This is a genomic window from Leptospira yanagawae serovar Saopaulo str. Sao Paulo = ATCC 700523, from assembly GCF_000332475.2.
Taxonomy (GTDB): Bacteria; Spirochaetota; Leptospiria; order Leptospirales; family Leptospiraceae; genus Leptospira_A; species Leptospira_A yanagawae.
Genome location: NZ_AOGX02000015.1, coordinates 280,932 through 302,511 on the forward strand (window position 1 = coordinate 280,932; position 21,580 = coordinate 302,511).

Sequence of the window (21,580 nt, forward strand, 5' to 3'; positions counted from 1 at the left end):
CTTTCCTCCACAAAATTCTTTCTCGACATTATTGTGCAGTGCAAAATAATGGATGGAGAAGGGGTCAATCCGATGAGCAACGTGGAAAACAAACTACAAGATATCGTGAATGCCGGAATCGGTGCTGTCAAAACTTCCAAAGAAGTTTGGGAGAAACTGGTGGTAGACCTTAACGAGAAAAAAAGCCAATTTGAAACCAACTTTCAAAAACTGAAAGAGCAAGGCGAAAGTGATACAAGTGACAAAGCACTAAAAGTGAAAATGGGTGTTGCTTGGGGAATCGTTCGTATCGAAGAACTGAGAGACAATGTTGTGAAGTATCTCGACAAAGTGAAAGAAGGTAAAGACAACAAACCTTCTTAAGTTTTATTTTTTCATCTCACCATCCTGAATTTTCTACCGGCAGGTTTGTGCTCAAGCCTGCTGGGTTTTTTGAATCACAACATTTTCACTTCGGAGTGACCGGATTTGAACCGGCGACCCCTTGCCCCCCAGACAAGTGCGCTACCGCTGCGCTACACCCCGTGTTATGAAGTCCAAAAACCTGGCCTTACATACTTGGTCAAGCCTTACTGGTTTTAGACTTTGATTCAAATTAAATTCCGAGATTGTCCGGTGAAATGGCCCAAATGATTTGGCCGTGGTCAAATTTTTCTCGTGCGACGTTGATGGCAATTGTAGATCCAGGTTGGAAAACTAAATTTTCTGCAACGCTGGAATTCCCTAGTAGTTTTGCAGCAAAATATGTGATATCTGGATTATGACCAACTAACAAAACTGTATCGGAGTTTGAAAAGTTGACAAGACACGAAATGATATCGGAGCAACCTCTTCCTGCAGCCAAATCATCTGAAGCAACCATGTCACCTTCGTACTTTAGTTCTTCTGAAAGGATTTCTGCTGTGTGTTTGGTTCGAGTGTAGGGGCTGTAATACACTTGTTTGACAGATAATGACGAGTTTTTAATGAACTTACCAATTTTATGAATATCACTTTTCCCTTTGTCTGTGAGTTCCCTTTGCGTATCGGAAATGGTAGAGGTAGAGTTCTCAGCCTCACCGTGACGAACCAAAATGATCTTCATACTATCTCCTAATCCCAAGATTGGAACCACGGATTTCCCGAGAAACAAAAAATTAAGGAATTTCTTGCGAAAATGAAAGAGAAGGACATACTAACGATTATGACAGACAAACCCTACCGCAAAAATGTAGGAATGGTAGTTTTTAACTCTAAGGGAATGGTCATTGTTGGTGAAAGGATCCAATTTCCTGGATCTTGGCAATTTCCACAGGGCGGCATTGACGAAGAAGAAGATTATCTTGAAGCCGCTAAACGAGAATTATACGAAGAACTAGGAATCAAAAAGGCAATTTATGTAACTGAATATCCAGATTGGATTCCATATGATTTCCCAAGCTCACTAGGACTTAACTCCCATCTTCAAAAGTTTCGAGGGCAATTACAAAGGTGGATTTTGTTTTATTGGGATGGTGGTTTGGACGAATGTGATTTGGTCCATCATGAACAAGAATTTTTGACCATTCGCCATATGGAAATCGAGGAAACAATCCAAGCTGTAATTGATTTCAAACGACCCGTTTACGAAAAGTTTGTTCCTCTTTTTAAATCAGCCATTCAAAATTACATTGCAGAGAATGTTAAAACCACATAAGGTAATTGTAGGAGACAATCTTTGGGAAAATCAGAAGAAGCGAGAGCAAGAATTTTAGTGCGGGGAACCGTACAAGGTGTGGGATTTCGGTATTATATATTACAAAAAGCCCAAGAGATGCGACTCAAAGGTTATACACAAAACTTACCGAATGGGGAAGTCGAAGCTGTTGTGGAAGGTGATAAACTTTTTATCGAAGATTTGTATCGTGCCATGCAAAGAGGACCAACCAAGGCAAAGGTTAAGGATCATGTGATTGAATGGAGTGATCCAAAAAACCAATTCAAAACTTTTTTAATCAAAAAATAACATGAAAAAACGAAGACTTGGCAAAACAGGAATGGTGGTTTCCGAAATTTGTATGGGAACCATGACTTTTGGATCTTCATGTAACGAAGATGAGGCGTTTAGGATTTTAGATCGGGCTTATGATGCAGGTATTGATTTTTACGATACAGCAGAAATTTATCCAGTACCACCACAAAAATCTTGGGTACATCGTACCGAAGAGATTTTTGGAAAGTGGTTAAAAACAAAACCTAGGGATGGAATCATCATTGCGACAAAAGTGGCAGGTCCAGGACATGGATGGTTTAGCCCACCACTCCGCGAAGGGAAAACGGCTCTTGACAAATACCATATCCGTAGAGCAATCGAAGGCTCCTTGCAACGGTTAGGTGTAGAAACCATAGACTTGTACCAAACTCATTGGCCGGACCATGACGTTTCCTATGATGAAACGATGGAGGCCCTTACCGAACTCAAGGAGGAAGGAAAAATCCGTTATGCCGGATGTTCCAATGAAACTTCTTTTGGACTCATGAAAAGCCTTTGGACATCAGATAAATACAATTTGATTCGGTATGATTCCATCCAAAATAATTTTTCCATTTTGAATCGTCGATTTGAAGACGAATTAGCGCAGGTTTGCCGAAAAGAAGGTGTATCCTTATTACCTTATTCTCCACTTGCAGGAGGAGTTCTCACGGGTAAATACAATGTGACTACGAAACCGGAAGGGGCACGTTTTGTTCGTTATATGGTGGAAGGAGAAAGGCAAAAGAGGATGTCAAATCGATTCCTAAACGAACAAACATTAGCATCTACTAAAGAATTAATGGAAATTGCAACAAAGTACGGAATGAGCTCGACAGTCATGTCAGTTGCTTGGAGCAAACAACACGATTTCGTGGCTTCCACCATCATCGGAGCCAATACTGTAGAACAGTTGGAAGAATCTTTGAAGGCGACCGATGTCATCCTTTCCGATGAAATATTGTCCGAAATCAATGCAGTTTCTAAAAAAATTCAATACCCAATGGGTTAAGGACTTCGCCAAACATGAGTTCAAATTTGAAAAATGAAAAGCATACGGAAATGGAAACGAAGAACGAAAGAATGTCTGAAGTAAAAAAAATTTCTAAATGGGAACAATTGACATCTGGAGTTTTTCGTAAAATTTTGATTTTACTTTTGGTTAGCTATTTATTTCCTGAATGTTCCAGTTTTGGTCCTAAGAATTCGCAAAGTAGTTTGATCATTGTCCATATGACAATTGTGAAAGATGAAATGATTTTGGATGAACTCATTGACCCTCGGTTCCAAAAAGTCACCTTACGCAAAGGAGAAAAATCAATCGAATACAGTGAAAGTTCAGGCCACTATTATTACTTTCAAAATTTAAAAGAAGGCCAATACGAAATCTTTGATGCGATCCATTTATTGAATCGTGGTGCTTCTGATTTTGCTTTCGGTAGTACGAAGCAACCGAATAAAATCGATATTGATTTTGATTTGGATGACATTCGGAAATCAAGAATTGACTTATTACCTGGAACGGTTGTGTTTATGGGAAGTTTCCACGTCACCGTTGACTTTAAATTCCAAGAGGAACCAAAAATCACAGTTCGGTATAGCAAAACAAATGAGGAAGAACTCGCAGCGATGGACCATTTGTATAAAAATTATCCAAGGTCTGGATGGGGTCAAAAAGCCAAAAACCGAGTGAAGTTACTCTCATCCTTTACCCAATGATCCATTTAATCTAACATCTATACAATGGTGATCAAATCGGGATCTTGCAAGTGTGGAGTTCCATTCCAACTGACAGGTTCCCAACCAGTGGACTGCCGACGGAACACACTGAGTGATGAATTCAAAATGGACTTCATAAAAATAGGATAGTCCTTATGATCCATCTTACAACTAAGTCCCATCATAATCGCAATCGGAGTACTAGAGGATACAACCAAAGTACTTTTAACATCACTAGGAATTTCTTTAGGTCCAAATGTTACTTTTTCAACATATTCTTTAAACGTATATGGTTCTACCGGATCCCAGACTCCATTCACCCAATCAGCTAACACAAGTTGAATGAGTTCTTGGAAGTAACTGCGAGTTTCTTCTTTTCCTTCTTCCCAAGCTTGTTTATAGGATTCATAGAGTTTTGCAAATTTTTCGTTTGAATTTCGAATTTTTGCAGCTATACCCAACCACATTCTAGAATCAAATTCGTCCCAAGCAGAATTTTCCAATGGGTCAGGTATACAAAAACGATCTGAGGTAAAACTTTTGAGGATTGCTTCTGCCGTTTGTTTTTGTCGGTTCAATGTACCTGTATAAACAGAATCAAATTCAATTCTATGGTTTTTGAAGTATTCTCCCAAAAGAGATGCTTGTTTCCATCCAAGTTCTGTTAGTTGGTCATAATTTTTTCCAAGTCTATCCGCCTGACCATGCCTGACTAAATACAAATACGACATTTAGGTTTGGAACCTCGGATTTGAGACAGCTAAGTTTTCCTTTAATTGTGATTTTACCAAATTCCAAACCTTACTTCTCGGTTTTATATCCAATTCTGTTTTGTTCTGGATAGGTTCTGATTGTTGAGTCCCAAATAATGAAGATTTTTTGCGAATGAGTGACGCAAGATTTTGGTTCCATTCTCGGAGAACTTTATTTTTTTCTTTTTTGGATAATTTATAAAAGGAATCCATTGGGTAATTCGTTTCTAAATCTGATATAGATAAATTTGAATCTAATATTTCCGACCAGGTGCTCGTAAAATCCGAATTTTCAATTTCTCTAGCGATTACACCTAACATATTCCAGGAAACTAATGTTTTATAAGATAATAAATCATCACCTTCCAATTTTGGAAGTAAGTCTTTCATCAAAAAATCTTGGATGGCTTGGAGTAATTCTTTTGAGTCTGGTCTATACTGCATTGTCTATCTCCTCAATAAGACGTATGGCTTCCCATTCCATCTCTGCTGTCCTTCTTCCAATGGAAGCAAGTTCAATCCCTTTGTCTTTGCCTGACAAATGTCTTTCTGCTTGTTGCGCGCTGCCAATTGCCCAACGAATATTTCCCATGATTTCCCAAAAAGTGACTTTAAATGGATCTACTTTGATACCCGAAGTAGCTTCATATTCTTTATAAAAATCGATTCTGTCACCAAAACCACCAACTTCTTTGTTTAGGCGACCAAACCGCCAATCTCGCATACACAACCAAGCAATGTCTTCGTGACGATCTCCCCAGTGTGCAAATTCAAAATCCAATATCCCTTGCAGTCCGTCTGGATTCATCATAAAATTTCCAGTACGATAGTCGCCATGAACTAATACGATCTTATCAATATTAGGTGCTTGTAATTCCATCCAGTTTAAACACAATTCGATGGCAGGGTGTGCTTCTGGTAATTCATCAAGTGATTTGCGTAAGTCCGAGATAGCCAGAGTGATATAATTTTGAACTGTTACTAACTTTAATTTTAGTTTTAAATCTTCGTCATTTACGGATTCAGGAGTGACAGTATGGAGTTTAGCTAAATTGGATGCAAGGTCTGAAACCATTTTAGTTTTACGATACAAATCCAATTCTTTATCTTTTGTGATGTAGCGACCTGTAGCCTTCCCCGCAATTTTTTCCATAAGGAAAAACGGAGAACCAATGACAGAAGACTCTTCTTCTAGATAAACAGGAGTGGGAGTTTTGACACCTGCCTTAAAAACCAGTTCGGCAACTTTGTATTCATCTCGTTTCGACAAAGAAGATAACAAACTTCCACCTTTGTCCGTACGCAATACAACAGATTTTTTAGTAGAATTAGAAACAAGTTCCAAAGCGTAATTATCTTGGCAAGCTCCTCCACTCAAATGAAAAATCTCACTTACCTTTACAGGTTCTTTCCAAACGCAACTGAGATGTGTTTCTACTTTCTCCTGAAGTTCTTTGATGTCCATATTGAGTTAAAAGTCCCACTTCTCTGAAACATAGTTCCTACCAATGACCATCTTGTGTACTTCAGAAGGTCCATCAGCAATCCTTGCGGCTCTTGCATCGCGATAAAACAATTCAAGTGGTAGGTCTCTGGAATACCCTTTCCCTCCACAAATTTGAATGGCCATATCAATGGTATTACATAATGACTCACTCACTTTCCACTTTGCCATGGATGTTTCTTGCCTTGCATCTTTTCCTGTTTTTAAGAGCCAAGCCGCTTTGAGTGTTAGTAAAAATGCCATCTCAATTTCTGTGGCACGTTCAGCAAACATCCATTGGATGCCTTGGTGGTCAGCAATCCTTGCACTAAACACTTCTCTTTCTTTCGCATAACTGCGAGCAATTGAAAGAGCACGCCTTGCCATCCCCGTCCAACGCATACAGTGTGTAAGGCGAGCAGGGCCCAATCTTTCTTGTGATAAACGAAAACCTTCCCCCACCCTTCCGAGAACCATATCCTCAGGAACTTCCACATTCTCAAAATTAAGTTCACAATGACCACCGGGCCCGTGAGAACCCATAAGTTCGATTTCCCGAACCATTGTATACCCATGGGAATCGGTAGGTACAAGGAACATCGTGGTTTTTCGAAAACTTCCATTCACCTTTGCCATAACGATCAAATACTTGGCCCCATTGGCACCTGTACAATACCACTTTCGCCCATTTAAGATGTATTTATCCCCATGTTTTTCTGCATTGGTTTGGAGTGATGTAGGGTCAGATCCGGCACCGGGAGATGGTTCTGTCATGGCAAATCCTGTGCGAAGTTCCCCTTTGATCAGTGGGTGTAATATTAATTCTTTTTGTTTTTCAGTTGCAGCTAACGAAAGTAAGTGCATGTTCCCTTCATCCGGTGCATCACAATTGAAAATATATGGTGCAATTGGAGAACGACCAAGTTCACTGAAAATGATACAAGTCCCAATTAAATCCAATCCCAAACCACCTTCTGATTTCGGAAGGTGAGGTGTCCAAAAACCAGCCGCTTTTACTTTAGCGCGCGCTTGTTGGTTAATGGCTTCTGGCATTCGACCTTTTTCATAGTCATAATGTTTTTCCAGAGGAATGATTTCTTCTGTGATAAAGGATTGGATATTTTTACGAAGTGATTCTACTTCTTGGGGAATTTCAAAGTCCATTGATTCCAAGAAGTAACACAATCAAGAACGGTCGTAAAATCTTTTTTTAGTGTGATTGAAAAATAGGTCTTTGTCTTTTTGAATTTCTTCTAATTTCAAAATGTAAATGTGGACCGGTCGCTCTACCTGTTTGTCCGACTTCCCCAATTTTTTCACCCTTTTTAACTTTTTGGCCTTGTTTTACAAAGTAGTTTAATAAATGTCCATACCTTGTTTCGTATCCCAAACTATGTTTGATGATGATTAAATTTCCATAACCACCCTGGTTTCCAACAAAACTCACTACACCGTCCATTGAAGAATAGACATCTGATCCTTGTTTGGCGGCCATATCAAGTCCACCGTGGAACGTCTCTTTTTTTGTGAAAGGATCCAATCTTTTTCCGAAATTGGATGATATTCTAGCAGTTGTTAGTGGAAACTGAAACCCAAATCCATAAAAAAATGACTTCTCAGATTTTCCCATCGAAATCCCAGGCATAAACCATTTCCCTCGTTCTGCATCAAATTGTAATTTGTTCGGATTGATTTGGTATTGGTTTGCCAATCGAAGTTTTGTTTTTTCATCAGCTTCTGTTTCTTCTGGATGGAACGTTCCACGCATATTGGGAATTTCCAAAACCATACCTGGTGACAAATCATGGGGGGAACTTAACTCATTCACAGAAGATAATGTTTCCAAATCCATTCCCGTACGAGCCATGATTTTGAAGAAATTGTCTTCCTTTTGGACTTTGTATTCGTAGTATTTAAGGGGAATTAGGTTTTCATTTTTGGTTCCCGACTTCGAGATTCTTAAATTTTCTTTGATTTCGGAACGAAGATTTTTGAGTAGAGGGTTGCTATAGTCTAAATTGGCAAGAGTGAGAGGGCCTGAAAACAATTCGGATGTGACTCCCAAACTGATCCAAATCACAGTCCATTTGAGAAAAACGACGATTTTAGACATAATCTTCTAAACTGATTATCGACCATTTCCTAAAAAAACGGTGACGATTCTTGCCGAAATTGAGGAACTGTAAGGCAGATGCAGAATCGATTTTTTGAGATCTTTCGGCTCACAGCCTATTCATTTGGTCTCGTTTACGTTTGTTCTTTTTTTTATTCCGTATTCTTTTTGGCCTTTGTGAACCATTCGGTTTTGAACCACAGGATTCCTGAAGAACAAGTCCAACCGTTATATGAGGAATATTCTGAAGGTAAGTTGGACTTTTCAGGTCTACTTGCAGAATACCAAAAAGTGATTGGTCCCATCAAAGACAAATTCCAAAAAGAAATCACTGAAAATCCGAATGTCCTCTTTAGTGAATTTTACGATCTCGTATTTTCAGACAAACCACATTACTTACTCGGTATTTCCATACCATGGTTTTTATGTTATGTGGGACTTGGGTATTTATTATACAAAAAAGTTTTACAAATCCCTGTTACAGATTTACAAGACGAACTTTCAATTCCAATTTTATTTCGTGGAATTGCCAATGGTCTCATTTGTTTTTTCGTTGTGATCATTTTTGGATCAATATTGGAAAAATTATCAGTACCTTTAGATTCTGGAGTGTTTGCGAAAAAATTATATCTTTCCCTGCACGGAAATGGTTATTTATTAGCCTGGGGAATTTATGTAGTCGGAATCATCACCGGAATTTTGGAAGAAATCTTTTTTAGAGGATTTTTGCTAAAATCGTTTATCGATAAAGGTTTAACCCAAGAAGGCCTTTTGATCGTCTCACTTTTGTTTGGTTGGCTACACTATGGAGATGGAACTTCAGTTGCCATTCCATTCATCATTTGTGGTGTAGGAATGTTTTTCGGTTATTTATATATCAAAACAGGAAATCTTTGGATTGCCATGGCTTGTCATGCAACATACAATTCATTAGGTTTAATCAATGCATATCTTCAATTACCAGTGGTCCAATCATGAAAATTTTTAAAAAGGGAATTCAAAGTCACCTTATTAACGCTATATTCTTCCTTGGTTTACTTATTTTTTCAACAAATTCATTATTTGCTGGAGAAACATTAGAAATCTTGGGAGGCCCAGAAGATGTTAATATTCGTTTGTTGGCAGTTTTAAACAAACTCGATCCGGATTTTTATGCTGACGAAAAAACACAAGGTTTTGTTTATCGGTATCGTAACAAATGGAACAATCCATATGATTTTAATATTTATGTAGGTAAAGTTGGCAAAACATCACCAGATTCAATCATTCGGATTGAATCGCCTCGCCGGGGGCAAGAAAAAATGTGGAAACAAATCATGGAACAGGAACTATTACAAAAACCTCCGCATGAGTCTGCTGTTCCCTTATCTGAAAAATACCATATCGTTTCTCAAGGTTTAAATTTAATCACACCAATGGCTTCCGTTGGATACAATTCTTGGAATTCACCACTTTTTACGAACCGTGATACATTTGTTAGTATGAGTATCTACCTTTTGTGTGACCTAATATTGGCGGGTGGCGCTTATTTATATGCTCAGGAAAATTTACCTAAAAAGAATATTTATGATAATATGTTGAATGTGAAAGGACCAGGAAGTGTTTGGGAATCACCAAATGCAGTGGGTATTTTTGCAGCGCTCGCAGTGACTCGCGCGGTACGAGTTTTTGATGCTTGGGAAGACACTGCCGCTCATAACAAAACGGCCCAATTTGGTTGGTCTTTTAAATTTTAGTATTTGAATTTGATTTAAGATTTAAAAAGATCTCGTGCTGCATCGGATGCACTTGATCTTTCAAAATCTTCTCTTTCAATTAAAGTGAGATCCAATCCTTCTTTATCGATCCTACTTAATATCTTTCCAATGTCCGCCACCTTACTCAATTTAGTTGCAAGGTATTTGAACGTAATACCGCAGTCTGGGCATTTTTTGTCTTTGAGATAATTGAGTCCAAGTTTTTTGCAGTTTCCACACGTTCCGTAAAGATCATCGATATACAATAGTTGTTTTTTTATCTCTTCAACATTGAGTTGTCGCCAAACTCTTACAAATTTAGTATTCTTTCCGGATGCATCTGAAGTCATAGGCAATAGGAAGTATTCAATATGAAACTTGTCAAGAAGCAATCCGATTTAGTTTTAATTCTACTCATATGTTTCTCTGGATTTTTGGCAGTTGCCATCGGAGCATTTGGTGCACATGGCTTAAAAAAAATCATCACCCCAGAACTTATGGTGATATTTGAAACCGGAAACAAATATCATTTTTATCATAATATTGTTTCACTGATTACTTTTTTCATTTTGTTATTTGCGGAAATTAATGATGGATCTCCAAAAAGCCAAACGTTTCTCAGAATTTCATGTTGGATGTTTTTAATAGGAATTTTGATCTTTTCTTTTAGTTTGTATGCACTTGCCGTCACTGGAATCAGGATACTCGGTGCCATCACTCCTTTTGGAGGAGTGAGTTTCCTTTTAGGTTGGTTGTTTTTAGGAATTGGTTTGTTTTATTTTTTAGTACCGAAAAAATAATGACCTTGTTTGCTGATTAAATTCCTTGAAATCAGGCCGTCAGCAATTAGGAGTAATCCCTCTGCTGCGGCTTTTTTTGATTCCTCTGTAGAATCTTTTTGTAAAGCCATCATCTCGTGTACATACTTTCGACGTTGCACATCCAAAACACCTAACATTGATCCTGCGATTTTTTCATCCATTTGTAAAAAAGCCAAAGCTAATGTTTGCGGTGGAGTTTCATTACACAAATAGTACAATGCTAAATTATCAAAATAGGAAAGTTGACTGAGTTTTTCTAATACTTGTTCTGATCCTGACATTGTGATTCCTTTTTAGTTTCAATTAATTGGAAACTGAAACTTCTTTTACTTTATCCTCTAAATAAGAAATGAGATATTTTGCGTTCGCCGGTTCCCCTGTGGCATCCTGAACCAAATTTTCGATGGTATCAATCTTTCCTTTTGAATGGATGTGTTTTCGTAACCAATTTAATAAATCTGAAAAATCTCCGTTCGCCGAAAATTTGTTATGCGAATCTGGATATTCTTCTGTAAATTTTCTGAAAAATTGAGCACTAAAAATATTACCCAATGTATAAGTAGGAAAATAACCAAATGCTCCCATTGACCAATGGATGTCTTGTAAAACACCTTCCGCATCATTTTCAACGGTCAATCCAAAACTTTCTTTCATTTTTCCATTCCAAATTTCTGGTAAATCATTTACTTTAATTTTGCCATTAATCAAATCCCTTTCGATTTCAAATCGTAATATGATATGAAGGTTGTAAGTTACTTGGTCCGCCTCAACACGAATTTTTGATTTTTCAGTGCTATTGATATACTTGAATAATTTTTGAAATGGAAGTTCAACTTCAGTCAGCTCAAAATCTTCCAGTAAAATAGGATACATAAATTCCCAAAATGGTAAAGACCTTCCGACTTGGTTTTCCCACAATCGACTTTGTGATTCATGAATTCCTAAACTTAAATATTCTGTTAATGGGGTTGGCCAATTTGGCATTTTTGACAATCCAGATTCATACAATGAATGTCCGGTTTCATGTAACACACCAAAGATGGAAGAAAGTGGATCTGTTTCCGAATACCTAGTTGTAATTCGTTTATCACCCTTCCCTAAACTTGTCGAAAACGGATGATTGCTTATGTCTAAACGGGATTCTTTTGTCGTAAGTCCCAAAATTGCTGGAAGTCGATTGCAAAATTTGGTTTGTTTTGCGATGGAAATTGGTTTTTTAAATGGAGTTTCAAAATTAGGTGCTTTGGCAACAATCGGGATCAGAGAGTTCTTTAGATCCAAAAATAAATTTTGAATTTGATTTGCCTTGGCTCCTTTTTCATAAGAATCTAAAAGTGCATCGTAAGGTTCTGTCGTATAACCAAGGTAATCTGCTTGTTTTTTAGATAATTGAACAAGTTCTTCCAATCGTTTCGAAAAGAGTTTAAAGTTTTTTTCTTTTTTTGCTTCTGCCCATTCTGCGTGTGCAAGATTTGTGAGTTTAGCAAATTCGGATACAAACTCAGAAGGTAATTTATCTGCTTTTTCCTTTTCCTCCATAAGGATTTCCAACTCACGATTCCAAACTTCCCTTTCTGGTACCGGAAGGTCATTCACCGCTTGTTTTGCGTTTTGAATTTGTTCCAAAAAAGATTTGTCCGTCATCCATTCATGTGTGAGTTCCGCAACAGCAGCAATCTGGCTGGATCTATATTCACGCCCTTCTTCTGGCATCATCACTTCCGAGTCCCAATGCAGAACTGAGGAAATGTCTTGGAAAAGTTTGATTTTTCGATACTGTTTTCGGTAATTTTCGAGCGCTTGCGGGAGGGCCATGGACTCATTTTCTTCCTGCCTCACATTCTGGAACCAAAAATCATTGACCCTTAACCCTCAGCCAAAACTATGTATATACGTCGCGGGTGTGGTGTAACGGTAGCACAGCAGCCTTCCAAGCTTCTGGCGAGGGTTCGAGTCCCTTCGCCCGCATGACATCCTTTTCAAAATCCAAACATACGATTAAAACCGATTGACTCGAACAGTGGCGCGAGCTGGAACATGAGTGACCCATAGGGAACGAGTGTTACAGTAAGAAAGCCTGGATGGCTTTCGCCTTAGCGACGCCGTGCCTCGGAGCGATGTGAGGACAGGATGTCCGAACAGCGGAGAGGTCTTTGTCCCTTCGCCCGCATGACATCCTTTTCAAAATCCAAAGTTTCAAAACCAAAAGTAAAAATACCGAAGGACCAGAGTTTCAGACCCAATGGTATCTTTCATTGATTGTTTCGCTTCCCTACTTTTTTCGTTTCCTTTTTTTTTCTTTCACAGAAGTTTCTTTGATTCTAAATTTTACAATCTTTCGGATCAAATCTAAGGGAATCGGTTGGTCAAAAGGAAATTGAATGGAACCTTTCCCAATTTTATAGTTTGCCAATTCTTTTTGAAATTTTGCATTTCCAGATGGCAATGCATAAAATCCAATATGTTGGCGAAACGCCGCAAAATGGACTAAATTTCCATTTTGGATAAATGTTGGGATTGCATATCGGATCGCCTCACTTGCATTTGGTGCTACCTCTCGAATGGTTTTTCTCACTTCGTTTAATATTGATTGAACTTCCTTGGGGAACGATTGGATATATTCATCAATTGTCGCTGGTGATTTTTTTTCCATACTTGGCAACAGTTACACCTTTGTTTCTTTCCATTTCCCTTTCGTAAATAACCACAATGTATAAATTCCGACTGAAGTTTCAGATACCATCATTGCCCAAAAAACGCCTCGATATCCAAAATCAAAAAATTTACCAAGGGTATATGCCAATGGGATTTGAATGATCCAAAAAAAGATGATATTGATTTTAGTAGGTGTAATCGTATCACCTGCTCCATTAAACGCTTGGCTTGCTGCCATCCACCAAGCATAAACAAAATAAGAATAGGATACTATACGTAACCACTCTGAGCCAATATTGATAACCGTTTGGTCATTTGTGAAAATACCAATGATGCTTTCACTACAGAAAAAATAAACGATGGAAACAAGGATTAGATAACCCATATTACAATAACCTGTAAACCATACAGATTGTTCTGCACGATCAGGTTTACCTGCTCCAAGATTTTGCCCCACTAGTGTTGCAACAGCATTTGACATACCCCAAGATGGCATCATCGTAAACATCATGGTACGAAGTGCAATCGTTGCACCAGCGACAGTTTGACTTCCAAATTCGGATAAAATTCTCATGATAAAAATCCAAGAAGTCATACCTACAATCATTTGGCCAATCCCACCAAGTGAGGTTTTAAGAATTCCGAAAATGGTATCCCATTCAATTTGTAAGTGGCGAAAGAATATCCTTATGTGTTTTCCACCTTGAAATAATAACCAGAACTGAAATAAGACACCAATCCCACGGCCGATCGTTGTGGCAATGGCAGCACCAGTGATTCCATACGCAGGTATTGGTCCCCATCCAAAAATAAAAATAGGATCTAAGATAATGTTTAAACCATTAGCAAGCCATAATACTTTCATTGAGATTGCCGCGTCACCAGCTCCGCGGAATACTGCATTAATCAAAAAAAGGAGTATGATAACGATATTTCCTCCCAACATCCATTGCATGTAACGGAAACCTTCGTTTAGTACCCAGTCATCAGCTCCCATAAGAGCCAATAATTCTTTAGAATAAAAAATACCTGCAATTGTGAACGGAAGTGATGCTATGATGGCAATCCAAACGGATTGCATTGCAGCAATACCTGCTTTATCTTTTTCTTTTTCGCCAATCCTTCTTGCAACGATTGCGGTAACTGAGAATGATAAACCCATAGCTACAGAATATAATAAAAACAAATATGTTTCTGTTAATCCAACTGTCGCAACGGCAGAGGCGCCCAAAGTTCCAACAAAATAGATATCCACCACTGCGAAAACAGATTCTAAAACCAGTTCCAAAATCATAGGGACAGATAATAAAAAGATAGCTCTTCTCAAATTTACTTCTGTATAATCTTCTTCCGAGCCCGATAATGCCTTTTTTAAATCATTCCATAAACTTGCACTTGTCATCATTCAATTCCTATAATTTGTGTATTATTTTGTTAAGTAAAAATTTAGTTTACTCAATGTTTGGTGTGCACCGTCAATTGCACCGAAATTAACTACAATATTACGTTTTTCTGCACTTGAGAAAATCATTTTCATTTTAATGATGGTATGGTTGTTTTTTGTCGGAGAAAACCAAATCTTAACTAAAAAGTCGTCGTTCGGTGAATCACTTCCGGAACCATGAAGGTATTCCAAATATTCTTTTTCTTTAATGGACTTGTATTTGATTACATTAGGATAAACCGTTCCATCTTTACTAACCATTTTGAAAACCCATTCACCACCAATCTTAAAATCCCTTGATTCCGTTGTCGTTGTAAAACCATTTGGACCCCACCAGGACTGAATATTCAGTGAATCTGTAAACGCATGGTAAACTAAATCAATTGGATGAGTAAGAACTTTCTCAATGATCAGTTCATTTGGAGTCGGCAATGCTTCTGATTCTAATTTTTCAAAACTTTGTGACCAACCTTCCTTCATACCTGATTTCGCGAAGCCATCACGAATTTGATTGTTCATAAATTCGGTGATGAGGATGACTTGCGTAAATTCTTTTTGTTCAACGAATAATACCCTGAGTTTGGAATTGAGAATGGAGCGATCTCCAGTAACACCAGCCATTTTTTGTACTTCTTTCACCCATTCTTCAGGATGTTCCTCAACCAAATCACTCATCACAAAACTTTCATAAGGTGTAATTTCTAAAAATTTTCCTAATACTGGATAATCAATTCCTTCGGGAGATCGCATAACAATTCTATAGGAACCACCTACTTTAAAGTCAAACTCAACAGTAGGGTTGGTAAAACCTTTTGGTCCCCACCATTTTTCAAGATGGAGCGGATTTGTCCAAACTTCCCATACAAGTTTTAGTGGAGCATTAAATTTACGTTCAATTCGTACGATATTTTCTTCTAAAGTTACGTTTACATCTTGATTCATCATTTTTTAAATTCCTGTTTTGATTTTTGAAGTTCTATTAGGTATTCATCCAAGCGATCGAGACGATCTTCCCATAATTTTCGGTATTGTTCTAACCATGAATTCGCTTCTTCTAGTGCTTCTACTTTGATGCGACAAGGCCTGTATTGTGCGGACTTACCCCTTTCGATCAAACCTGCTTTCTCTAATACTTTAATGTGTTTGGAAATTCCAGGCAAACTCATCTGGAAAGGTTCCGCCAATTCTAAGACAGTTGCTTCCCCAAGCACCAATTGCATCAGGATCTTCCTTCGAGTGGGATCAGCCAAAGCCTGGAATGTGGAATTGAGGTGATCTTCCTTTTCTTCTAATTTAACCATTTAGCTAATTAACCTTTTGGTTAAATAATGAATTGGATCGGAAATCGTCAAGGGAAATTGGTTCGGTTGGGGATTTTAAAAAAGGGTGGTTCGGGGTACAGAATGGATATTTGTATCCCCACCCGATTGAGGGAGGGGAACTAGACCCGCCACCCAATGTCTCCTCTCTATCACAACCCTCAATGGAAAGGAAACACAATCTCTAATCCTCGCGTTTTCTTTTAGAAATGTTCACGTTTGCGCTTTTGGGAGCCTAAAAGCATCAGTTCAAAGGATTTTGAAACATTGGCAGTATGAAGAAGAGTTCCTTTGCGCCAGGGATCTGGAGGGCTTGGTCACCTACCATTGTCCAATGGTGGGTGACGGGAGCGAACGCGCACCCCGGAAGAGCCCGGTCAATTGTTCCAATCCAAGTTTAGTTTCGATGGTATTGAGGCGCTCAGCTAATTTAGATAATGCGAAAGGTAAGTTACCATTCTGGGAATCCGTTTTAGACTCACAGATGGTAACGTTTGAATTGTTTGATTCAATAGAATTGTATCTATTTAAGAAGCAAGAGGATAATCGGTGTACCCTTTTTCTCCGGGAGTATACAATGTTGTTTCATCAAAACCAGAGAGGGGAAGACTCTTTTGGAAACGTGTGACTAAATCTGGATTGCCTAAAAAAGGTTTACCAAATGCCACCAAATCGGCGTTACCTGATTCAATATCTTTTTCAGCTCTAGTAGCATCATACCCACCACTTAATATCAATGTTCCCTTAAAATGGTTTCGAATTGCAGAAACTGTTTTTGGCTCTACTACTGGTGCTCCCATGGAAGAATGATCAACTAAGTGAATATAAACAATTCCAATTTCATTTAATTTATCTGCAAGAAGTGAATATTCATCGTGTGTTTCTGGAAAGGGAAATAGGTCATTAAATGCTCCGTAGGGAGACAAACGAATACCAGTTTTCTCTTTTCCAATGGCATCACTCACTGCTTTAGCCACTTCTAATACAAAACGAATTCGATTTTCAATGGATCCACCGTATTCATCTGTTCTTTGGTTGGAAGATGGATGTAAAAATTGTTCCAACAAATACCCGTTAGCTGCATGAAGTTCAACGCCATCAAATCCAGCTTCGATCGCGTTTTTAGATGCTAAAACAAATTCTGCGATCGTAGATTGGATTTCCTCTTTTGACATTTCTTCGGGTACTGGATGGTCCAACATACCTTTTTCATCGGTCCACATTTTTCCTTTTGCCAGAATGGCTGATGGACCAATCACTTTTGCTGATTTTGGTAAATTCAATACATGTCCAATGCGGCCTGTATGCATTAGTTGCACAAAAATTTTACTGCCTTTGTTGTGGACTTTTTCGGTGACCTGTTTCCAGGCAATGGTTTGTTCTTTGGAAAATATTCCTGGAATTCTCGCATAACCAAGACCATTCGGAGACGGAGAAGTTCCTTCTGTAATGATTAACCCTGCTTCCGATCTTTGTTCGTAATATTTGGCTACAATTTCGCCAGGTATATTGCCAATGGATCTTGAACGTGTCATGGGTGCCATGACCACACGGTTTTTTAATTCTAAGTTGCCTAATTTTGCGTTTTGGTACAATCGATTCATATAAAATCCTAGTAAGTTCCTCTAAAAAATAGACTTGGTTGTCTATCCATTTGATGTAAAATAATTTAATATCAAACCATTTTTTCTAAAAAAATCAGTTTTTTCTCATAAATCAAAACCGAGGATGGTGAGGTCGTCTTGCCGGTCTGACCCATTTTGGAAATTTTCTAAGGTATTGAGAAGGTTCTCCTCAACCTGGCCCAATGGCAAACTGTTTGTTGCCATTAAAAATTTGTGCAAATTTTCTTCTCCAAACTCTTCATTTTTACTATTGAAAGCTTCGTAAACACCATCAGTAAAAATAAACAAACGATCACCCGATTGAAACTTTGTGGACTTAAGGTCATAATGTGTTTGTTTTTTTAATCCAATCATCCTACCCGTTTTTGCAAGTAATTCTATTTTACCATCATGCAATAGAACTGCTGCGGGATGACCAGCGGATGCAAAATGAATTGTTTTTTCATTAAAGTTTATATCTAAAATCATTGCTGTTAATAAACTATTTAAAGATACAAAATTATCCATAAATTCTTCATTAAAGATTTCTAATACTTGGTTTGGTTGCAGTTCAAATTCTTTGATAGGATCGTAAAGTCCTTTGATTGCCATGGTGATCATTGCAGCGTGCACTCCGTGTCCAGTCGCATCTGCAATTAAGATTCGAAAATTTGCATTTTGTAAACGGATGATATCAAAAAAATCACCTCCTACTTCGGAAACAGGAAGGTAACGATATACTAATTTGAGTTCTCTGAGTAACTGAGGATCCACTTGAATTGAATTTTCTTGGATATTTTTCGCAACAAAAAGATCTCTTCGCATTGCACTGAGAGTTTGGTTTAATTTGAATGTTCTTTCTCTAACCTTTTCCTCTAAGTCTAAATTTGATCTTTCTAAATTAGATTTCACCTTGGATTCTGCGATTTCTTTTTCTCGGATGATTGTATTATAACGATCTGCTAATGCAAAGGCCAATAACATCATTTCGGCAGCGGAACCATACTGTGGACCTTCAATGGTAAATACATTGGTTGGGATATAACCGAGGGCTCTCAAAGTCGAAACGATGAGTGCCAAAAATAAAAATGCAAAGGCCAATAAGAAAAAATATGCAATTCGTTGTTTTTTTAAAGAACACATTACCCCAATGATTAAAATCCAAAGGGATGTGATCGAATGACTGAGTACCAACAAACGAACAAAAGTATCAAATGAAATGATATAAGCAATCGACAATACAATTTGAATGACGATCAAAATGATATTGATTGGATCCAATTTTGGCAAAATCTTTTTTGTTTGTAAAAGATTTCGCATAAAAATAAGAAACAGAATGAGAACAATTGAGATGAATAGATTGATCGCATATTGGTCTAACCAGGGAGAATTTTTCCAAATGTATTCAGAAGCTATTCCATTATAAGCGGCGATACTGATTGCAATACTAAAGACAACAAGGACATATAAAAGATAACTTTCATCCCTTAGGATAAAAAATAAAAACAAATTGAATACGATCATCGCAATGGTAATTCCAAAGTATATCGCTTGCATCACATGATCATCGATTTCATGTCGGTCATAAAATTTTTGACGCCATAATTGAATGGGAAGGTTGATTGCGTTCGGTGAGTTTACTTTTATATACAATTCCGTTTTCGACTGTTTTGCAAAAAGAATGGGAAATACAAAAAAACGAGATTGGTAAGGCCTTTTTTCGACAGGGACTGAATATCCGGAAGGGATTCGTTTTGTTCCGTCTTTAGAATTTACGAATAAATCTAAAGTTTTGATGCGAGGGTATGCAATCACCAAGTTGGAATGAACATCCTCGTCGGTAGGATTATTGATGAGAACCTTTAACCAAAATGTAGATTTTGAATAAGAAAAGTTAAATGCTTCTTCTGAAGACGGAAATGTTTGAAATTTGTTTTTAGATGTTTCAGAATGGATTTCATCCCAATCTAAATTTTGACTTGTATCCTCATACACTAACATTGATTTTGCTAAGAAAATCGGAGTTTCTCCCAGATTCGTTAGGTCGACAGTAGGAGTTTCGGGGAAAAGATTTGTCCAAAATCCAAAAATGAAAAAGAGAAACAAAAGTTTCTTTATTTGCATCTGTTATGATTCTCCGAAACCATTTTTAGTTTCTGAAAATAAATTCGATTTGTAGAGATGATTCCCTTTTGCAAAAATAAGGTCCCCATGAAAACTTACGCTGATACCTTCTGGCCCTTGCAGGATATTGCGAAATAAAATATCTCCCTTTGTTCTAAAAACCATAACTTCTACTTGGTTTTCTTCGCTGTAATCATCAAAACAAGATAAAATAACAATGTTGTGTTTGCCGTCAAAGGTGAATGCTTTCAAAACTTCCGATTGGATTGGATACTCTGCGACTAAGTTTCCTGCCAGATCTAAAATCACAATTGTTTGGTAATCGTTAGTGATTAAAATATTTTCTTCATTGATGACAACTGGAGTTTTATATGTGCCAAACGAATGAGGGCCAAGTGTATCGGTTGCAGTAAATTCTATCTCATTTACAATTTCTAAGTGATCGTCAAGCAGGTAGGTTTTCTCTCCATACAATGGCATCAAAATTCTATTGGAAAATTCGACCGGCGGTGATGCTAAAGTATATGTCAACTCTACTCCAGAATCTTTTTTGTCAAAAAAACGTTTTTGTTTTCCAGTTTGGATATCATCGACAATGGAATAATAGTAATAAAAACGTAATTTCGAATCAATGAAGATAGGATGGAAATCAGATTTGTATTGAAATACAACTTCTCCTTTTCCGTCCATAGCAAAAACACCTTTTACAGTGTGATACAGTAGCACATCGGATTCTGTTGCAAAAGTTTTCCCATTAAATGGCTCATGATTCGGTGATTTAATTTTTTTTAACAGCTGTTTTTGGTTTAAGTCATAAACATGAATTTCATTTGCATGTGGGAGGTAAAGTTTTCCATCTAAAATCGAAAATTGAAAATTATGTACTATTCGATTTTCAGATACGTCTCTTTCTTCTGTTGATAGAATCTCATAACAGCGAAAGGCAAGTGGAATGGACAAAAGTAAATTCCCTTGTAAATCAAATACAAGGAGTTCATTCGGTCGATTGAGTTTTGAAAAATATTCGGATCCCTTTTGGTAGCCTTGGTAATAACATAGGTATCCAGAATGGTAAAACAAATAGGGGATGTTGATCCCTTCTACGAATGGACATTGGACTGTATGTTTCCAAAGTATGGATTTTTTTTCGGAATGAATTCCGAACAGGGTGTACTCAGAATCTTTTTTTATTAAGGTTACTAGTTGGTCAATCGCAATCCATTCTGTTGCTAAAATCTCTTCTTCCACAGAAAAGCTAACCACTGTTTGACTTGAAGTAGAAAATCCCTTTTCTTTTTGTTCGGCATACTCCTTTGGAAATTGATTTTGGTACCAATTGCGAATCCACCGTTTGGCAGGTCCACTCAACCGCATTTCCCTTTTTTCAAATAGGGCTTTCAGCCCAAGTGGTTCTTTGGAAACAATTTTTTCCAAAACCTCAACTACAAATGAATATGGGAACTGAGATTCAAAATGAGAGATTAGACCTGAAATGTCGGGATTACGAATGAATGCTGAACGAGCTTCATCAAGGCATTCAGCAGTTTGTTCGTAATATTCAGGATAGGTGGAACGAGGATCTCCTGTTCCCCTCACTCGAATCCACCAAAAATGATGGCAATCTTTGCATTCATAAATCTCTTTGAAAGGGGTAAGTGCTTTTCCCACGATCTCTTCCTTGGAAAAATGAGGAGTTTGCGTTTCGTCCTGGACTGGTTCCAATTTGGAATACGATTTTTCACCTTTTTGACAAAAGAGACAAGCCATAGAAGAAGGAGTTTAGTTAGAACGGAAACCGAGAATTGGTCAAGTGAATTTCC

At 37.7% G+C, this 21,580-nt stretch carries 24 protein-coding genes and 2 tRNA genes; 9 read left to right on the top strand and 17 right to left on the bottom strand.

The genetic code is table 11. The annotated features are described in order from the left end of the window. Positions 1–72: 72 nt before the first annotated feature. Positions 73–363 carry an LIMLP_16025 family protein gene (locus LEP1GSC202_RS04955; protein ID WP_039928576.1) on the top strand — a complete coding sequence of 97 codons (291 nt, stop codon included), beginning with the start codon at positions 73–75 and terminating at the stop codon, positions 361–363. A 90-nt stretch (positions 364–453) separates the two neighbouring features. Here the strand turns inward: LEP1GSC202_RS04955 and LEP1GSC202_RS04960 are convergent. Continuing rightward, positions 454–525 (bottom strand) — tRNA-Pro (locus LEP1GSC202_RS04960). A gap of 70 nt (positions 526–595) precedes the next feature. Beyond that, positions 596–1,084 carry a phosphohistidine phosphatase SixA gene (gene sixA, locus LEP1GSC202_RS04965; RefSeq protein ID WP_015676421.1) on the bottom strand — a complete coding sequence of 163 codons (489 nt, stop codon included), beginning with the start codon at positions 1,082–1,084 and terminating at the stop codon, positions 596–598. Between the two features lie 72 nt (positions 1,085–1,156). On the opposite strand from sixA, the gene LEP1GSC202_RS04970 reads away from it, so the two are divergent. The 4 genes from LEP1GSC202_RS04970 to LEP1GSC202_RS04985 are packed head-to-tail and all read left to right on the top strand — an operon-like array spanning position 1,157 to position 3,709. Next, on the top strand, positions 1,157–1,675 hold the full coding sequence (locus LEP1GSC202_RS04970; RefSeq protein ID WP_015676435.1) for an RNA pyrophosphohydrolase: 519 nt from the start codon (positions 1,157–1,159) through the stop codon (positions 1,673–1,675). A 21-nt stretch (positions 1,676–1,696) separates the two neighbouring features. Next, positions 1,697–1,984 carry an acylphosphatase gene (locus LEP1GSC202_RS04975; RefSeq protein ID WP_015677089.1) on the top strand — a complete coding sequence of 96 codons (288 nt, stop codon included), beginning with the start codon at positions 1,697–1,699 and terminating at the stop codon, positions 1,982–1,984. Position 1,985: 1 nt separating this feature from the next. Continuing rightward, on the top strand, positions 1,986–3,002 hold the full coding sequence (locus tag LEP1GSC202_RS04980) for an aldo/keto reductase (RefSeq protein WP_015676958.1): 1,017 nt from the start codon (positions 1,986–1,988) through the stop codon (positions 3,000–3,002). A 50-nt stretch (positions 3,003–3,052) separates the two neighbouring features. Next, complete coding sequence (locus tag LEP1GSC202_RS04985; RefSeq protein ID WP_425256017.1) at positions 3,053–3,709, top strand: hypothetical protein; 657 nt, start codon at positions 3,053–3,055, stop codon at positions 3,707–3,709. 17 nt (positions 3,710–3,726) lie between these two features. Here the strand turns inward: LEP1GSC202_RS04985 and LEP1GSC202_RS04990 are convergent, their stop codons facing one another. From LEP1GSC202_RS04990 to LEP1GSC202_RS05010, 5 genes are read right to left on the bottom strand one after another with little or no spacing between them, the layout of a single operon-like run. Further along, positions 3,727–4,440, bottom strand: a complete 714-nt coding sequence (locus LEP1GSC202_RS04990) for a histidine phosphatase family protein (RefSeq protein ID WP_015676826.1) — start codon at positions 4,438–4,440, stop codon at positions 3,727–3,729. Further along, positions 4,441–4,905, bottom strand: coding sequence for a hypothetical protein (locus LEP1GSC202_RS04995; RefSeq protein WP_015677602.1), 465 nt, complete (start codon positions 4,903–4,905; stop codon positions 4,441–4,443). Next, positions 4,895–5,926 carry a phosphotransferase family protein gene (locus LEP1GSC202_RS05000; RefSeq protein WP_015676947.1) on the bottom strand — a complete coding sequence of 344 codons (1,032 nt, stop codon included), beginning with the start codon at positions 5,924–5,926 and terminating at the stop codon, positions 4,895–4,897. The genes LEP1GSC202_RS04995 and LEP1GSC202_RS05000 overlap by 11 nt, the downstream gene beginning before the upstream one ends. A 6-nt stretch (positions 5,927–5,932) precedes the next feature. After that, complete coding sequence (locus LEP1GSC202_RS05005; RefSeq protein ID WP_015677344.1) at positions 5,933–7,108, bottom strand: acyl-CoA dehydrogenase family protein; 1,176 nt, start codon at positions 7,106–7,108, stop codon at positions 5,933–5,935. 46 nt (positions 7,109–7,154) lie between these two features. Beyond that, entirely contained in the window at positions 7,155–8,057 is a 903-nt protein-coding gene (locus tag LEP1GSC202_RS05010) for a LysM peptidoglycan-binding domain-containing M23 family metallopeptidase (protein ID WP_015677347.1), read from the bottom strand. 78 nt (positions 8,058–8,135) lie between these two features. Here LEP1GSC202_RS05010 and LEP1GSC202_RS05015 point away from each other — a divergent pair, with 78 nt between their 5' ends. Both LEP1GSC202_RS05015 and LEP1GSC202_RS05020 read left to right on the top strand, forming a co-directional pair. Further along, on the top strand, positions 8,136–9,035 hold the full coding sequence (locus tag LEP1GSC202_RS05015) for a CPBP family intramembrane glutamic endopeptidase (RefSeq protein WP_015676604.1): 900 nt from the start codon (positions 8,136–8,138) through the stop codon (positions 9,033–9,035). Continuing rightward, a complete protein-coding gene (locus tag LEP1GSC202_RS05020) occupies positions 9,032–9,793 on the top strand; it encodes a hypothetical protein (RefSeq protein WP_015677136.1) in 762 nt (253 codons plus the stop codon). The genes LEP1GSC202_RS05015 and LEP1GSC202_RS05020 overlap by 4 nt, the downstream gene beginning before the upstream one ends. Before the next feature lie 14 nt (positions 9,794–9,807). On the opposite strand, the gene LEP1GSC202_RS05025 is transcribed toward LEP1GSC202_RS05020, so the two are convergent. Next, positions 9,808–10,143 carry a hypothetical protein gene (locus tag LEP1GSC202_RS05025; protein WP_039928187.1) on the bottom strand — a complete coding sequence of 112 codons (336 nt, stop codon included), beginning with the start codon at positions 10,141–10,143 and terminating at the stop codon, positions 9,808–9,810. Positions 10,144–10,164: 21 nt separating this feature from the next. Here LEP1GSC202_RS05025 and LEP1GSC202_RS05030 point away from each other — a divergent pair, with 21 nt between their 5' ends. Then, positions 10,165–10,593, top strand: coding sequence for a DUF423 domain-containing protein (locus LEP1GSC202_RS05030; protein WP_015677170.1), 429 nt, complete (start codon positions 10,165–10,167; stop codon positions 10,591–10,593). On the opposite strand, the gene LEP1GSC202_RS05035 is transcribed toward LEP1GSC202_RS05030, so the two are convergent. Beyond that, positions 10,569–10,895: a hypothetical protein gene (locus tag LEP1GSC202_RS05035; protein ID WP_015676596.1), complete on the bottom strand. Its 327-nt coding sequence runs from the start codon at positions 10,893–10,895 to the stop codon at positions 10,569–10,571. The genes LEP1GSC202_RS05030 and LEP1GSC202_RS05035 overlap by 25 nt on opposite strands. Positions 10,896–10,917: 22 nt before the next feature. Then, a complete protein-coding gene (locus LEP1GSC202_RS05040) occupies positions 10,918–12,429 on the bottom strand; it encodes a carboxypeptidase M32 (protein ID WP_015677576.1) in 1,512 nt (503 codons plus the stop codon). Positions 12,430–12,511: 82 nt separating this feature from the next. On the opposite strand from LEP1GSC202_RS05040, the gene LEP1GSC202_RS05045 reads away from it, so the two are divergent. Continuing rightward, positions 12,512–12,582, top strand: a tRNA-Gly gene (locus LEP1GSC202_RS05045). A 304-nt stretch (positions 12,583–12,886) separates the two neighbouring features. Here the strand turns inward: LEP1GSC202_RS05045 and LEP1GSC202_RS05050 are convergent. From LEP1GSC202_RS05050 to LEP1GSC202_RS05080, 7 genes are all read right to left on the bottom strand, one after another. After that, complete coding sequence (locus tag LEP1GSC202_RS05050; protein ID WP_039928190.1) at positions 12,887–13,267, bottom strand: iron chaperone; 381 nt, start codon at positions 13,265–13,267, stop codon at positions 12,887–12,889. Between the two features lie 12 nt (positions 13,268–13,279). Beyond that, positions 13,280–14,671: an MATE family efflux transporter gene (locus LEP1GSC202_RS05055; RefSeq protein WP_015676986.1), complete on the bottom strand. Its 1,392-nt coding sequence runs from the start codon at positions 14,669–14,671 to the stop codon at positions 13,280–13,282. Positions 14,672–14,695: 24 nt separating this feature from the next. Next, positions 14,696–15,658 (bottom strand): SRPBCC family protein, encoded by a 963-nt coding sequence (locus LEP1GSC202_RS05060; RefSeq protein WP_039928193.1) that lies wholly within the window; start codon positions 15,656–15,658, stop codon positions 14,696–14,698. Continuing rightward, positions 15,655–16,014: an ArsR/SmtB family transcription factor gene (locus LEP1GSC202_RS05065; RefSeq protein ID WP_015676521.1), complete on the bottom strand. Its 360-nt coding sequence runs from the start codon at positions 16,012–16,014 to the stop codon at positions 15,655–15,657. The genes LEP1GSC202_RS05060 and LEP1GSC202_RS05065 overlap by 4 nt, the downstream gene beginning before the upstream one ends. Positions 16,015–16,559: 545 nt before the next feature. Then, positions 16,560–17,636, bottom strand: coding sequence for an alkene reductase (locus LEP1GSC202_RS05070; RefSeq protein WP_015677612.1), 1,077 nt, complete (start codon positions 17,634–17,636; stop codon positions 16,560–16,562). A gap of 105 nt (positions 17,637–17,741) precedes the next feature. Further along, positions 17,742–19,760, bottom strand: a complete 2,019-nt coding sequence (locus LEP1GSC202_RS05075; protein ID WP_015676371.1) for a 7TM diverse intracellular signaling domain-containing protein — start codon at positions 19,758–19,760, stop codon at positions 17,742–17,744. A gap of 3 nt (positions 19,761–19,763) precedes the next feature. Continuing rightward, positions 19,764–21,482: a hypothetical protein gene (locus LEP1GSC202_RS05080; protein WP_039928578.1), complete on the bottom strand. Its 1,719-nt coding sequence runs from the start codon at positions 21,480–21,482 to the stop codon at positions 19,764–19,766. Between the last annotated feature and the right edge of the window lie 98 nt (positions 21,483–21,580).